The organism is Streptomyces sp. NPDC002773 (assembly GCF_040295605.1).
In the GTDB taxonomy this organism is placed as follows: Bacteria; Actinomycetota; Actinomycetes; order Streptomycetales; family Streptomycetaceae; genus Streptomyces.
This window is the reverse complement of record NZ_JBEOVO010000016.1, coordinates 122,348-137,514: the sequence shown is the minus strand read 5'-3', so window position 1 is coordinate 137,514 and position 15,167 is coordinate 122,348. Positions and strand designations below refer to the sequence as shown.

Below are 15,167 nucleotides of genomic sequence, written 5' to 3'. Positions count from 1 at the left end.
CTTACGATGGGACGCATGACTGCAACGCCCGCGCCGACGCCCGAGTCCGCCCCCGCGACGAACCGTCCGAAGCGTGTCCTGCTCGCCGCACCCCGCGGCTACTGCGCGGGCGTGGACCGTGCCGTGATCGCGGTGGAGAAGGCCCTGGAGCAGTACGGGGCGCCGATCTACGTCCGGCACGAGATCGTCCACAACAAGTACGTCGTCCAGACGCTGGAGCGGAAGGGCGCCATCTTCGTCGACCAGGCGACCGAGGTGCCGCCGGGCAACATCGTGATGTTCTCCGCGCACGGCGTCGCCCCGACCGTCCACGAGGAGGCCCGCGAGGGCCGCCTGAAGACGATCGACGCGACCTGCCCGCTCGTCACCAAGGTCCACAAGGAAGCCGTCCGCTTCGCCAACGAGGACTTCGACATCCTCCTCATCGGCCACGAGGGCCACGAGGAGGTCATCGGCACCTCCGGGGAGGCCCCCGACCACATCCAGCTGGTCGACGGCCCGGGCGACGTGGCCAAGATCGAGGTCCGCGACCCGTCCCGGGTCGTCTGGCTCTCCCAGACCACCCTCTCCGTCGACGAGACGATGGAGACGGTCGACGCGCTGAAGGAGAAGTTCCCGCAGCTGATCTCCCCGCCGTCCGACGACATCTGCTACGCCACGCAGAACCGCCAGATCGCCATCAAGGAGCTGGCCGGCCAGGCCGAACTGGTCATCGTCGTGGGCTCGAAGAACTCCTCGAACTCGATCCGCATGGTCGAGGTCGCCAAGCAGGCCGGTGTCCCCGCCGCGTACCTCGTCGACTTCGCGAGCGAGATCGACGAGGCCTGGCTGGAGGGCGTGACCAGCGTCGGCCTCTCCTCCGGCGCCTCCGTCCCGGACGTCCTGGTGCAGGAGGTCCTGGAGTGGCTCGCGGAGCGCGGCTACGCGGACGTGGAGATCGTCAAGACGGCCGACGAGTCCCTCACCTTCTCGCTCCCCAAGGAGCTCCGCAACAAGGACCTGCGGGCCGAGGCGGCGAAGCTTCTCGCGGCCGCGCCTGTCAAGGAGTAACACGGCGCCACAGCCCTTACCGTGGGGTCCATGAACGTCTTCGGAGTGGACATCGGCGGCTCGGGCATCAAGGGCGCCCCTGTGGACCTGGAGCGCGGAGCGCTCACCGAGGAGCGCCACAAGGTACTGACCCCGCAGCCCGCCACACCCGACGGTGTGGCGGGCTGCGTCGCGGAGGTCGTGGCGCACTTCGGGTGGACAGGACCGGTGGGGGTGACTTTCCCCGGCGTGGTCACGGGCTCAGTGATCCGTACGGCGGCCAACGTCGACCCGTCATGGATCGACGTCGACGCGGGCACCCTGCTGAGCGACCGCCTCGGCGGCCTCCCGGTGACCGTCCTCAACGACGCGGACGCGGCCGGGGTCGCGGAGATGACCTACGGCGCGGGCCGGGGCCGCAAGGGCACCGTGATCATGCTGACCCTGGGCACCGGCATCGGCTCGGCCCTCTTCGTCGACGGCCGCCTCGTCCCCAACACGGAACTGGGCCACCTGGAACTCAAGGGCCACGACGCGGAGACCAGGGCGTCGACGAAGGCCAAGGAGGACGAGGACCTCACCTGGGAACACTGGGCGACGCGCCGCGTCCGGAAGTACCTCGCGCACGTGGAGATGCTGTTCTCGCCGGAACTCTTCATCATCGGCGGCGGGGTGAGCCGGAAGGCGGACAAGTTCCTGCCCCTGATCGAGGGCATCCGCGCGGAGATCGTCCCGGCGGAACTGCAGAACGACGCGGGGATCGTGGGGGCGGGGATGGCGGCGAGGGCGGTGTGAGGGGGGTGTGAGGGCGGTGTGAGGGGGGTTAGGTGACGGGGCGGCGGCGAGCGGCCCCGGCCCTCCCACCAGCCCCACCGGCCCCACCCGCCCCACCGGTCCCGGCGCCCGGCGTGTCGCCGGCCGCCGGGGCCATCGCGCGGGCCTGCTGCCGGCGGCCCATCTCCCGCACCTTCCGCACGCTCGCGATGAGCCCGGCGACGAGGGTGCCGCCGTACAGCCAGCCGGCGTGGACGGCGAGGGCGGTCACGACCGCCATGGCCTGGCCGCCGAGGCCGCCGGAGCCGCCCGCGATGGGGACGACTCCGACGGCGAAGGCGATGGGGACGCCGATCGGGGCGGTGACGAGGTCGGCGGTACGGACCCACAGCGCGGTCAGGGCGCTGACCGGCAGGAACAGCAGCCCGTACGCGACGGGGGAGCCGTCGAGGAGCAGCCGGTCGAGGAAGCCGAGCGTCAGCATGACGGCGGAGGCGAAGAGCCCGGCGCCGAGCCCGGTGAGCCGGGGCGAGGGAAGCCGCCGGAGGGCGAGCACGACGGGTGGCACGGGCCGGCCGCCGGGCTCGGCGCCGGGCGGTCGGCCGCCGGGCGCGCGCCCAGCCGCCTTGCCCGCCGGCCCCGCGGCGCCGGCGGGCTCGACGCGGGCGCCGTCCGGAGCCCGCCGGGCCCGGCCGGTCACGCGGTGGACGGCCGCACCCTCCACGAGCGCGCCGGGGGGCGTGACGGGCGGCGCGACGGGGTTTTGCGGCCGTCGGCGGCCTTGCGGCTGACTTGTCCTGTGCTGCTCCACCCCACCAACGTAGGTCGGGTGGGGGCGGGAAGCGGGTCCGGGACACGCCCTTTGGGTGACCTTGCCCCCGAGAACGACCGAAGGTCGGCGTCACTGGCCGGTTCGGCCCGCCCGTAAACTGGGGGATCGGCCCCCCGTCCACACTTCAGGAAGTCGCCACCGTGTCGCTCACGATCGGAATCGTCGGTCTGCCGAATGTCGGCAAGTCGACCCTGTTCAACGCCCTGACCAAGAACGACGTGCTGGCGGCCAACTACCCGTTCGCCACGATCGAGCCCAACGTCGGCGTCGTCGGTGTCCCCGACGCCCGCCTCACCAAGCTCGCGGAGATCTTCAGCTCGCAGCGCGTCCTCCCGGCGACGGTCGACTTCGTCGACATCGCGGGCATCGTGCGCGGCGCGAGCGAGGGTGAGGGCCTCGGCAACAAGTTCCTGGCGAACATCCGCGAGTCGGACGCCATCTGCCAGGTCATCCGTGCCTTCAAGGACGAGAACGTCGTGCACGTCGACGGCAAGGTCTCGCCGAAGGACGACATCGAGACGATCAACACGGAGCTGATCCTCGCGGACCTCCAGACGATCGAGAAGGTCCTCCCGCGCCTCCAGAAGGAGATGCGGATCAAGAAGGACACGGCGCCGAAGGTCGCGGCGGTCGAGGCCGCCCAGGCGATCCTGGAGCGCGGCGACACCCTCTTCTCGCAGGGCATCGTGCAGGGCACGGAGAAGACGGAGCTCCTCCACGACCTGCACCTCCTCACCACCAAGCCGTTCCTCTACGTGTTCAACGTGGACGAGGACGAGCTGACGGACGACGCGTTCAAGGCCGAGCAGAGCGCCCTGGTCGCCCCGGCGGAGGCGATCTTCCTCAACGCCAAGCTGGAGCAGGACCTCGCCGAGCTGGACGAGGAGGACGCCATGGAGCTCCTCCAGTCCGTCGGCGCCGAGGAGCCGGGCCTGGCCACCCTCGCCCGCGTCGGCTTCGCCACCCTCGGCCTCCAGACCTACCTGACGGCCGGCCCGAAGGAATCCCGCGCCTGGACGATCAAGCAGGGCGCGACGGCCCCCGAGGCGGCCGGTGTCATCCACACCGACTTCCAGAAGGGCTTCATCAAGGCCGAGGTCATCTCCTTCACCGACCTCGTCGAAACGGGCTCGGTAGCCGACGCCCGCGCAGCCGGCAAGGCCCGCATGGAGGGCAAGGAGTACGTCATGCAGGACGGCGACGTGGTGGAGTTCCGCTTCAACGTCTAATACGTTCGGCGAAAGGCCGTCCGACCCGCGAAGGAGTGGGTCGGGCGGCCTTTGCGGTCCGTACGGTGGCGTGCGGGTGGGGGCGCGGTGCGGTGTGTTGGGACGCCGAGGTTCTGAAGGGGAGCGCGTCGCTCTCCGGAAGGAACCCCTCACATGGCGGATCTGGTCATCCGCCCCCTCGTTATGGGCGAGGAAGCACTTTTCGAGTCCCTGCCCTGGACTGGTTCGACTTCACGGACGCCGGCGCGGCCGTCCAACTGCTCCGCTCCTCGGCACCGCGGGCCGAGTACTCGCTCAAGCTGCCGCCCGGCTGGCGCGACGACCCTGTGGTCCGGGAGCAGGCCCAGGCCCGTATCGACGCGGCCGTCGCCGCGGGGATGTCTCCTCTGGTCGAGCGGTTCCGCTACCGCTGGACGCCGGCCTGCGGCGTACCCGCGCGCCCGGGCCGCCTCGAATTCCGTCCGGAGCCCGACGACGCGGTGATCCTCGACGTCTTCCGCCGCCTTCACCAGGGCAGCCTCGACGCCCATGTGCGCCGTACCGTCGCCGCGTCCGGGCTGGAGGCGGCCGCCCAGAACGACCTGATCTGGCCCTGAGCCCGCACCACCTATCCGTGCAGCAGTCCCGGGCTTTCGGTCGAGGGGTGGTGGGTCGGTCCCTTAGCATCGACGTCTGCTCACACACGGACGAGGGGGTCCCAAGATGCGTGTTCGCGTCGAAAGTGACGGCGAGAAGCTGGCTTTGACGGAGCTTCAGGGGTGGTTGGCTCGTGACCCGCACGCGCGGACGCTGTCCGTCGCCGCCGTCTCCACGCCCGGGCCCGCCATGGGCACGCTGGACGCTCTGGAAATCGTTCTGGGATCTGTCGGCGACATCGCGAACTTCGCGGTGGGCTACGCCGGCTGGCGGCTCGCGCGGGCCAGGGGCGGGGCCCGGGGGGCGCGCACGCTGACCTTCGGGAGCACGACGGTCGACATCAGCCATCTCGACGCGGAGCAGTTGGCGGAGCTGCTGCGCCGCCTGGAAGCCGGAGACGCGAGCGACGACGCCGCCCAGTCATGACCGACCGCTCGGCCCCGCGCTCCCGGGCAGTCTTCTTCGGCGTCCATGACTACGACGAGTTCTCCGACCTCGAAGGAGTCGCCAAGAACATCCCCGCACTGCTCGACCTGCTGACCGACCCCGAGATGGAGGCGCTCGGCTGGGGGGACTACAAAGTCGTTCCTGCCGACAGCAACAGGGTCGACTTTCTCGGGGCCGTCCACACCGCCGCCGCCGAGGCCTCCGACCTGCTTCTCATCTACTTCGCCGGGCACGGTCACTACTCCCGGGACATGCAGGACCTGCTCCTCGCCACGCGGAAGTCCAGCGACCTGCATCCCTACCACTCGGTCGAGTACAAGGATCTCAAGGCACCGATCGTGGCCTCCCGGGCGCGGCGCAAGGTCGTCATCATCGACTGCTGCCACAGCGGGCTCGCCTTACGCATGGGCGGCGGGGACCCGGCGGAAGAGGGCGAGGCCTTCGACATCGAGGGGGCCTGTGTCCTCACCTCGGCCGCGGAGACCGAGGAGTCGCTCTGCCTCCCGGACGGCAGCGTGTTCACCCGCGCGCTGGTGGACGTACTCAAGGAGGGCATCACGGGGCCCCTGGACAACAAGGGGCGCAGGGGCGAGGAACAGAGCCACCTCCTGACCGGTGACGTCCTCCAGGTCCTCAGGACCAAGCTGAAGGGCCGGACGGTGGGCACGAAGCGGGTGCCCGAGCCCCGCATCGCCTGCGTCGGCGAGGGCGACCAGATCCCGCTCGCCCGCAACCGGGCCTACACCGGTGGGAAGCCCGCGGCCATGTCCGCGGACGGGGTCTCGGAGCAGGCGTCGTCTCCCGGTCCCGATCCGCTGCTTCCCGTGATCGCCCAGGAGCGTTACGTCGCGGGGCTCGGTGCGTTCGAGCGGAACCTCACCCCCGAATGTCTTCCCTACGTGTCCCCGGGGAAGGGCCACGAGACCGAGCGGTCCCAGTTGTTCTCCCGCCTCCGCGACTCCGACGGCCGGGGCGTCCTGCTGATCGGTGCGGCAGGCACCGGTAAGACCCGGACGGTCCTCGAGGTGGGACGGCTGGCGCTGGACAAGGAGTGGCGCGTGCTGCATCTGCGCCCCAGCGGAAAGGAGGACGTCACCGCCGAGATCATCCGCCAGGTGCTGGCCGAGGACACCCCGGCCCTGGTGGTCATGGACTACCTCAACCACTACTTCGTGCAGGACGACGACAACCCCCGGCTCGACCTGACCACACTCCGGCACCACCTCCTGCCGGAGGCGCGCCGGAAGGGGATCAAGGTCGCCCTGCTCGCCACGGCGCGGCCCGGGTGGTTGCGCAAGATGAACGAGATCCACCTGTACGAGCTCTTCGACGAGGTCGATCTGCGGCAGGACGAGGAATTCCAGCGGCTGGTGGCGGAGCAGGCGCTGACGAGGATGGCGCCCACGGCCATCGAGCGGTTCGGCCTGGACCGGATGTGGGAGATCTGCGGCCACCGTCCCATCATCGCGCTCCTCGTCGCCCGTGAGGTGGAGCGTCGGGTGGCGACCGGCGGCCTGCGGGACCTGTCCGGTCTGCGGGCGAGCGGTGATCTGTCCACCTGGCTCAGAAGCCGGCTGGGGGAGGACGACCTCGCTGTCGTGCAGAGCAAGGGGACCCGTCAGGGAGGGACCGCCTTCCACCGGGTCGCGGCCGCCGCGGCCGCGGCGGCAGCCTGTCCGCAGCTGTACGCCGAGGTGGTCGCGACCGCCGAGGCGTCGCTGCCCGAGGCGTCCGAGGGCACCCCGGAGGCGGAGGAGGTGGTGGAAACCCTGCTCGACCTGGGCTGGCTGCAGCGCGACGACCAGACCGACATGGTGACCACCGCCCACGACATCGTCTGCGACCAGCTCGTCGAGTCGGTGATCTTCCCCCCTGGTTCCCGCAGACCGGACCGGCGGAGGACCTTGTCGCTGCTGAGCGGCTCGCTCACCAGCCCCCGGACGCTCGGGCGTTACGCGACGAACCTCGCCCGGTTGATGAACGACCTGGCGCCCCAGCCCCTGGCCGCCGTGTCGGAGCTGCTGGACCGCTGGTTCGCGGACAACGCCCCGGCCATCGGCGACGTCATGCGGCGCGACGCCGACGCGGGCGGTTACGCCCTCGGGGCGCTCGTATACGGGCCGCCCTGGTCGCAGGCCGCAGTACGGAACTGGCAGGAGATCGCCGGTCCCTGGCTCGAGGAGTACGGCGACACGACGGATGCCCGGCACCTCCTCCACAGCGGCCTGTGGCACCTGCCCGCCGACAGCGCGGCCCTGCTCGTCCCGGCGGCACTGCGCTGGCTGGAGGCGTACGGCTGGCGGCAGGACGCCAGCTACGTCCTTGGCCCGCTGCTCAGCAGAACGGACCTGCCGGCCGAACTGAGCCCGTCCCTCGAGAACGCGGTCGGCTGGGTGAATCTCCACGGCCAGTCCCAGGGAGCCCACTTCGTCCTGAGCGCCCTGGTCACCCGCGGAGACCTCACCGTCCAGCAGGCGAGGAAGGCCGTCCCCGCGGCTCTGCGGTGGTGCGAACACTCGAGGGCCGCGCGGCAGACCGGACTGGTCCTCCATCCCCTCCTGGGCCGGAAGGACCTGACCGACGACGAAGTGCGCCGCGCGATCGCGGAAGCCTATGACTGGACAGGGCGCCACATCACCTTCGAGATCTCGTCGAAGGTCCTGCTCGCTCTGGTGAACCACCCCGACCTTCCGCGCGAGGAGCTCCGTTACGCCGTCACGCTGGCGCTCGAGTGGCTGGAGCACCACTGGGACAGTCAGCGTGCCAACTGGATCCTGCACGCGGTACTGGGCATGCACGGAGCGACCAGGCCGCAGACCCGGCGGACGATCACCCACGCGGTCGGGTGGCTGACGTCCCACGCGACGGAGACGGACGCCGACTACCTGATCCGTCGGCTGCTCAAGCGCGACGACCTCCACCCCGACGAACGAGACCTCGTGGTCGGGTCCGCAGTCCGGTGGCTGGAGGCCTACGCGACGGAGAAGCACGGCGACTTCCTGATCGGTCGGCTGCTCGAGCGCGGCGACCTCCACCCCGACGAACGCGATCTCGTCGTCGGATTCGGGGGCCGTTGGCTGGACCTCCACGCGACCGAGGCAGCCGCCAGCTTCCTCCTGCCCAGGATGCTGACCCGGCTCGATCTCACCGACGAGCAGGCTCGACTGGCCATAGGGCAGGCGATGTCCTGGCTGGAACTGCACGGACACAGGGAATCGGCGGGGTACGTCCTGCAGCACCTGCTCAAGCGGGAGGACATTCCCGCCTACGAGGCCCGTCGGGCCGCCACCTTCGCCAACGAATGGCTGTCGCAGCACAAGGAGGCCAAGGACGCCAGTTATGTCCTGCCCGTCCTGCTGGCCCGATCCGACCTCACCGACCAGCAGGCGGACCTGGCCGTCGTCTCGGCGAACTGCTGGCTGCGCATCCACGGCCTCGAAGAAACGGCCGATCGCGTTCTGCCGCAGCTTCTCCTCCGTGCCGACCTCCCGCCCGACGAGGTGCGGTTCGCCGCCTGCCGGACGGCCCAATGGCTGGAGCAGCACCGGGAGGGGAGAAGCGCGGGCCACCTGCTCGGCGCACTCCTCGCGCGCGACGACCTCACGGCGCAGGAGGCCGCAGTCGGCGTACAGGAGGGCCTGACGTGGCTCGAGCGGCACTGCCCGGGACCCGGGACCGATCGCCTTCTGCCGGAGCTGCTCGGGCGGGCCGAACTCACGCCCGAACAGCGTGCCCAGGCCGGCGCCTTGTCCGAGATCTGGGAGCGGCGGAACACCAGCACCCGGATGGAGGTCCAGCAGCTCCAGAGGTCGCTCGGGGGCCGCACCGCGCGTACGGACGAGGAGAAGCTGCGGGCGCTCGTCTCCGGGCTGGAGTGGCTCGAGGAGAACGCCACGCAGGTGGAGGCGCTCACTGTCCTGACCGCCGTGCTCGAGCACCCGATGCTGCAGCATTCCGAGCCGGCGGGGGAACTCACCAGGAGAGCCGTCACCTCGGCCCTGGACTGGCTGGAGGTGCACGGGGCGGACGTCACCGCCACGCACTTGATCCAGCGGCTGCTCAGGGCATCCGAGATGTCGGACGGGCACCTCGACGCCGTGGTGGCGTACAGCCTGCAGTGGCTCCTGAGGTACGGAGAGCAGTCGCGTGCCCGGCACGTGCTGGAGTTGCTCCTCTCCCATCCCGGTCTGGACGAGGCGCAGCTCGACGCCAGTGTCCTTCTGGCCATCGGCTGGCTGCGGCACTGCGGGTCCGAGTCCCAGGCCAGTTTCGTCATGGAGAAACTGCTCAAGTGCACCGGCCTCGTGGAGGAGCGGGTGCGGGACATCCTCACGTTCACCCGCACATGGCTCACCCGGCATCTGTCGATGAAGGAGGCGGGCTTCGTCCTCGAGCCCCTGCTGGACCGGGGCGACCTGGCGGATGACGAGTGGGAGTGGGTCTTTCCGCAGGCGATGGGCTGGCTGGAGACCCACAGAACCAGCCGTGCGGCGCGGCACATCGTGGTCGGGCTGGCCAGACACGACCGGATCGGGGGAGCTGACCTCGACGACGTACTGGACGCCGGCATCGCCTGGCTGGAGAGCCACAGCCATTCACCGCAGCTGCACCGCACGCTGCGCTCGCTGTTCGGCCGGACGGACCTGAGCGGGGACCAGGCCAGGAGGTTGGCCGACTGCGGACTGCGGTGGATCTCCCAGCAGGAGACGGCGAAGACCTGGCGCGTGCTGGGCGTCCTCGCCGAGCGCGCGGACCTGCCGGCCGAACAGGCCGCGACGGTCGAATCGCTGGTGGTCACCCGGGTGTCGGCGGACCCCACCGCGCTCGACGTCAGCTTCGTGCTGGAGTCCCGCCTGAAGCGTACGGACCTCACACTGGCGCAGCGCACGAAGGCGATCTCCTGGTCGCTCGCGTGGCTGGAGCGCCGGATGCCGGAATGGCGGTCGCGTTTCCTCCTCAGATCCCTGCTCGCGCTGGAGGACCTCTCGGCGGCCGAGACACGTCGGGTCGTGGACTGGTCACTCGAGTGGCTGGAACACCACACCGACGGCACCGCCGAGACGTTCGCCGCCCAGGGCGCCGAAGCGGTCCTCGGCCCGCTTCTCTCCCTCGACCTCGACGAGGCGCAGCTGCGGCGGCGCGAGGTCTACCTCACGCAGGGGGAGGCGCATCCCTCGGTGGGTTCGCCGATGTCGGCGATCCCCACGCCGCGGACCTCGGGGGAGGAGGCGGACAGTCCGTCCGTGGTTTCAGGAACAGGCGACGGCAACTGACGCAGTTGCGCGTCGGTCGGTGGGTGACACACGGAGGACAGTTCCCTCAGGGAAAGGGAAGGTGCGCTACAGAGGATTGACATGGAACGGGGTCTTTCCTTGCCTCGTACCGGCTCCGCGAAATACGTTCGTGTCACTCGAGACGGGGGCGATATGGCACGCGGATACGACACGACACGAGCGCCTTACGCGGTGGCCGGTGCCGTGGAATGCGAGGGCTTCGCCTGTCGTGGCGGGAGTGGGCGGCGCGGAGGTGTCGTCGTGGGCGCGCGGCTCTGTTCGGGGTGTGCCCTCGCGCTCGTCGGCGGGCTGAGGCGGCTGCCGAACCTTTACGACGAGTGCGGGCTGCTCCTCGGCGGTGCCGACCGGCCGCGCGAGCGTACGTCCGGTGGCGGGTCCGCGCCCGGGCTGCCCTTCAACACCGCAGCCGCCGAGGCCCGTTCCGTCATCGTCGGTGTGCTGCGGTCCTGGGCGGGTCTCGTCGTCGGGGAGCGGGTCGTCGCCGCGCCCCGGGACGCCGTCGCCGACGTCGTCGAGTTCCTGATCCGGCACGCCGGGTGGCTCGCCGCCCACGAAGCCGCGGGCGAGCTGTGCGAGGAGGTCGCGCGGGCGGTCCGCCGGGCGCGGTACGTGGTCGACCCGTCCCCCGGCCGGGGGATGAACGTCGGGACGTGCGTCGTGGCGGACTGCGGGGGAGGGCTCACGGCCGTCGTGCGGGACGGCCGTTCCGATCCGCCGGTCGAGATCAGCTGCTCCGCCGTTCCAGCGCACCGCTGGTCCGCGCAGGAGTGGATGGCGCTCAGCGGCGGTGCTGCGGCGGCGGAGGGGCCGGCCGTGCCGGCGCTTCCGCCGCCACGGACCGTGCGGTGGCTCAGTGCCCGGGACATCTCCCTGCTCTGGGGGATCGCCTCGGGCAGCGTCTACCGCCACGCCAGCGAACAGCAGTGGCGGCGGCGCACGGGCAAGGGCCGCACCTTCTACCACGAGGAGGACGTCCTGCGGTGTCTCGGAGCGCACGCCAGGCGCTAGGAAAAACCAGCGGTACGAGCGGACAGCGGTACGAGCGGGCACGGCCTAGGCGCCGTGCCCGTTTTCGTTCTGTCCACCAGGAGTTGTTCCTCGGCTGTTCTTCGGCCGTTCTTCCGCGGATACGCGGTGGATACGCGGTCCAGCAGACTTCCAGGAGACTTGACAATTCTCTGACCCAGGCCTGTCGTTGCTTTGAGAAAGCAGCATTGACTTCCTCCGCTTCGTCGAAGAAGCTGTTCAGTAACTTCCTCAGCACTGTGTCGATTCGCCGGGCTGAGAATATCGATCGCCTTTTTCTTTTCTCTTTTCTGTTCCCCGCATTCACGACCGGCAGACAGCTGAGGGCATTCACATGCGGATTCTTTTCGCGGTCGCACCGCTGACCGCTCACCTGTACCCCAGCGTCCCGCTGGCGTGGGCGCTGCAGAGCGCGGGCCATGAGGTACGGGTGGCCAGCAACGACGGCCTCGTCGAGGAGATCACCGCGGCCGGGCTCACGGCGGTGGGGCTCGGCGAGCGCACCTCGCCGCCCGCGCCGATCACCGACGAGGAGCTGGACCGCTTCAGCGACGCGCTTGGTTTTGAGCCCGGATCCGACTTCGACGAGCTCTGGCGGGCGACCCGTTACTACCTGGTGGCCGCGTGCAAGCGGTACCACCCGGACGGCGAGGGGCGGCCGGAGCTCGCCGACCGTCTGGTGGAGGCCGCCCGGAGCTGGCGGCCCGACCTGGTGATCTGGGATCCGGCGTGCCCGGCGGGAGCGGTCGCGGCCCGCGAGTGCGGGGCCGCGTCGGCGCGGATGATGTGGGGCCCCGACTACTTCGGCTGGATCCGCGGCCGCCTGGCCGAGCGGATGGACGACCCCGCCTCCGGGGTGCGGGCGGACACCGATCCGCTGGCGGCGACGCTGGCGCCGGTGTTCGGGCCGTACGGTCACGACTTCTCCGAGGAGCTGCTGCTCGGCGACTTCACCGTGGACCCGCTGCCCTCGCAGCTGCCGAGGCCGGACGGTCTGCGCCGGGTCCCGATGCGCTGGGTGCCGTACACCGGCGCGGGCCCGGTCCCCGAGTGGCTGGCGCGGCCGCCGGCCCGGCCCCGGGTCTGTCTGACGCTGGGCGTCACCGGGCGTACGGTCCACGACGGCCGGGACGAGCGGGTCGCGGCCGCCTTCGAGGCGGTCGCCGGGATGGACGTCGAGGTGGTGGCCACGGTCAACGCCGCCCAGTTGGGCACGGACCTCTCCGTCCCCGACAACGTGCGGATCGTGGACTACCTCCCGCTGACCCAGGTGATGCCGACCTGCTCCGCGGTCGTCCACCACGGCGGCTTCGGCACGTTCTTCGCCGCGGCGGTCCACCGGGTGCCCCAGATGATCGTGCGGGAGGACCTGGGGAGCGGGCTCAACAGCACCCGCTACCTGGAGGCCAGGGGAGCGGGCGTGACCCTCCACGCCGACGGCCTCACCGCGGCCGAGGTGGGCAAGCAGCTTTCCCGGCTGCTGACGGAGCCGTCGTTCCAAGAGGGGACGGCCGCCATCCACGCGGACATCACGGCCGCACCCGGGCCGGGTGAACTCGTACCGGTACTGGAGCGGCTGACCGCGCAGTACCGCGAGCGGGGCTGACGGCGATGCGTGTGGTCGAGACGCGGGTTCCCGGCGCGTTCGTGTTCACCCCGGACCAGATCCCCGACGCACGGGGTGTGTTCTTCGAGTCCTTCCGCCACGACCTCGTAGAGGAGGCGGCAGGCCGCCCGTTCCGGCCGGCGCAGATCAACTACTCGACGTCCGCGCGCAACACGCTGCGCGGCCTCCACGGGGTCGCGGTGCCGCCCGGGCAGGCCAAGTACGTGACGTGCGTGCGGGGGTCGGCCCGCGACATCGTCGTCGACCTGCGGGTCGGCTCGCCGACCTTCGGGGAGCACCACGAGACCCTGCTGGACGCGGAGTCGGGGCGGGCGGTGTACGTGCCGGAGGGCGTCGGGCACGGGTTCCTGACGCTCACCGACGACACCTGCATCTGTTACGTGGTCTCCACCCTGTACGTACCGGGCACGCAGATCGACATCGACCCCCTCGATCCCGATCTGGCGCTTCCCTGGGGCTTCAGCGAGCCGCCGTTGATGTCGGAGAAGGACGCGAAGGCGCCCCGCGTGCGGGAGGCGCGCGCCTCGGGGCTGCTCGCCGACTGGCACGACGTCCGCTGACCCCGCACACCACTTGACCTCAACTCGACTTGAGGTTCTACGGTTCCCTCGTCCAGCCACAACGCAAGGAGAGTTCTGTGAGTACCGAGGTAGACGAGGTAGACGCGGGGTTACCGCCCCGGGCGACCCGTAGGGAGTGGCTGGGACTCGCGGTCCTCGCCCTGCCCACCCTCCTCATCGCCATGGACCTGACGGTCCTGCATCTGGCACTGCCCACCCTCACCGCCGACCTGCGGCCCGGCAACACCGAGTTGCTGTGGATCGTGGACGTCTACGGCTTCCTCATCGCCGGCTTCCTCATCCCCATGGGCGCGATCGGGGACAGGATCGGCCGCCGGCGGCTGCTGATGATCGGCGCGGTCGCCTTCGGCGTGGCCTCGGTACTCTCGGCGTTCGCCGCCAACCCGACGATGCTCATCGCCGCCCGCGCGCTGCTCGGCATCGCGGGTGCCACGCTGATGCCGTCCACCCTCTCCCTGATCCGGGTCATGTTCCAGGACCCCAAGCAGCAGGGCGCCGCCATCGGCGCGTGGACCGGCTTCTTCGGCCTCGGCACGGTGATCGGCCCGCTGGTCGGCGGGACCTTCCTGGAGCTCTTCTGGTGGGGCGCGGTCTTCCTCATCGGTGTTCCCGTGATGGCGCTCCTCGTGGTCCTCGGGCCGATCCTGCTGCCCGAGTACCGTGACCGCTCGGTCGCGCGTCCGGACCTCCTCAGCGCCGTCCTGTCGGTCGTCGGCATGCTCGCCCTGATCTACGGCGTGAAGCAGATCGCCGAGGACGGCCTGGGCCTGGAGTCGGGCGTCCCGATCGTGGCCGGACTCGTCCTCGCCGCCCTGTTCGTGCACCGCCAGGGCCGCCTGACGCAGCCCCTGGTGGACCTCAAGCTGTTCCGCGACAGCCTGTTCGGTACCGCCCTCGGCATGCTGGTGCTCGCCACCCTGCTCTCCGCCGGGCTGCAGTTCCTGGTCATGCAGTACCTCCAGCTCGTACGGGGTCTCGAGCCGGTCCAGGCCGGGCTCTGGTCGCTGCCGATCACCCTCGGCGTGATGGTCGGCGCCATGGGCGGGCCTGCGCTCGCCGGGCGGGTCAAGCTCAGCAACCTGCTCGCCGGCGGCCTGGTCGTCTCCGCGCTCGGCATGCTGATGCTGAGCCGTGTCAGCGGCCCCTCCGACCTGTTCCTCGCGGTGGGCGGGACGGCCGTCATCGGTCTCGGGCTCGGCCCGATGATCTCGCTCGGCACCGGCCTCATCGTGGGTGCGGCCCCGCCCGAGCGGGCCGGTGCCGCGTCCGCGCTGGCCTCGGTCGGCCCCGAACTCGGCAGTGCGCTGGGCGTGGCCCTGATCGGCAGCGTCGGCTTCGCCGTGTACCGGTCCGACCTCGCCGACCGGCTGCCCGAGGGGCTGTCCGCGCAGGACGCCGACGCGGCGAAGGACACGCTCGGCGCCGCGGTCGACACCGCCCGCGGGCTCCCCACCGAGCTCGCCGACCGCCTCCTCGCGGTGGCCCGTGACTCCTTCGTCCAGGGCATGCAGACGACCGCGATCGTCGGTGCGGTGCTCGCCGTGCTCCTCGCCGCGGGGGCCGCGGTCCTGCTGCGCAACGCCCGGATGCCCGGCCCGCCCCCGGCCGCCGATGCGGACGGGACGGACCAGGCGGACCAGGCGAACCAGGGAGAGAAGCCCCTGGAGAAGTTGGAGAAGGTGGAGAGCTGAC

The 15,167-nt window shown here is 70.8% G+C and carries 11 protein-coding genes; 10 read left to right on the top strand and 1 reads right to left on the bottom strand.

All coding sequences use genetic code 11. The features are described 5' to 3' along the window. Nucleotides 1–6 precede the first annotated feature (6 nt). Both ABT034_RS20785 and ppgK read left to right on the top strand, forming a co-directional pair. Nucleotides 7–1,050, top strand: coding sequence for a 4-hydroxy-3-methylbut-2-enyl diphosphate reductase (locus tag ABT034_RS20785; protein WP_351217214.1), 1,044 nt, complete (start codon nucleotides 7–9; stop codon nucleotides 1,048–1,050). 30 nt (nucleotides 1,051–1,080) lie between these two features. Beyond that, on the top strand, nucleotides 1,081–1,824 hold the full coding sequence (gene ppgK, locus ABT034_RS20780; RefSeq protein WP_351217212.1) for a polyphosphate--glucose phosphotransferase: 744 nt from the start codon (nucleotides 1,081–1,083) through the stop codon (nucleotides 1,822–1,824). A 28-nt stretch (nucleotides 1,825–1,852) separates the two neighbouring features. On the opposite strand, the gene ABT034_RS20775 is transcribed toward ppgK, so the two are convergent. Beyond that, the gene (locus ABT034_RS20775; protein WP_351217280.1) at nucleotides 1,853–2,371 is read right to left on the bottom strand and encodes a DUF6542 domain-containing protein; all 519 of its coding nucleotides are present in this window, start codon (nucleotides 2,369–2,371) and stop codon (nucleotides 1,853–1,855) included. 404 nt (nucleotides 2,372–2,775) lie between these two features. On the opposite strand from ABT034_RS20775, the gene ychF reads away from it, so the two are divergent. From ychF to ABT034_RS20735, 8 genes are all read left to right on the top strand, one after another. Next, nucleotides 2,776–3,864: a redox-regulated ATPase YchF gene (gene ychF, locus ABT034_RS20770; RefSeq protein ID WP_351217210.1), complete on the top strand. Its 1,089-nt coding sequence runs from the start codon at nucleotides 2,776–2,778 to the stop codon at nucleotides 3,862–3,864. 326 nt (nucleotides 3,865–4,190) lie between these two features. Further along, nucleotides 4,191–4,460, top strand: coding sequence for a hypothetical protein (locus ABT034_RS20765; protein WP_351217208.1), 270 nt, complete (start codon nucleotides 4,191–4,193; stop codon nucleotides 4,458–4,460). 106 nt (nucleotides 4,461–4,566) lie between these two features. After that, nucleotides 4,567–4,926 (top strand): effector-associated constant component EACC1, encoded by a 360-nt coding sequence (locus ABT034_RS20760; RefSeq protein ID WP_351217206.1) that lies wholly within the window; start codon nucleotides 4,567–4,569, stop codon nucleotides 4,924–4,926. Next, complete coding sequence (locus ABT034_RS20755) at nucleotides 4,923–10,220, top strand: caspase, EACC1-associated type (RefSeq protein ID WP_351217204.1); 5,298 nt, start codon at nucleotides 4,923–4,925, stop codon at nucleotides 10,218–10,220. The genes ABT034_RS20760 and ABT034_RS20755 overlap by 4 nt, the downstream gene beginning before the upstream one ends. Nucleotides 10,221–10,481: 261 nt before the next feature. Beyond that, nucleotides 10,482–11,249, top strand: a complete 768-nt coding sequence (locus tag ABT034_RS20750) for a hypothetical protein (RefSeq protein WP_351217202.1) — start codon at nucleotides 10,482–10,484, stop codon at nucleotides 11,247–11,249. Nucleotides 11,250–11,601: 352 nt separating this feature from the next. Beyond that, nucleotides 11,602–12,873, top strand: coding sequence for a nucleotide disphospho-sugar-binding domain-containing protein (locus tag ABT034_RS20745; RefSeq protein WP_351217200.1), 1,272 nt, complete (start codon nucleotides 11,602–11,604; stop codon nucleotides 12,871–12,873). 5 nt (nucleotides 12,874–12,878) lie between these two features. Further along, nucleotides 12,879–13,454 carry a dTDP-4-dehydrorhamnose 3,5-epimerase family protein gene (locus ABT034_RS20740; protein WP_351217198.1) on the top strand — a complete coding sequence of 192 codons (576 nt, stop codon included), beginning with the start codon at nucleotides 12,879–12,881 and terminating at the stop codon, nucleotides 13,452–13,454. A gap of 77 nt (nucleotides 13,455–13,531) precedes the next feature. Next, the gene (locus tag ABT034_RS20735) at nucleotides 13,532–15,166 is read left to right on the top strand and encodes an MFS transporter (RefSeq protein WP_351217196.1); all 1,635 of its coding nucleotides are present in this window, start codon (nucleotides 13,532–13,534) and stop codon (nucleotides 15,164–15,166) included. The last annotated feature ends 1 nt before the right edge of the window (nucleotide 15,167 follow it).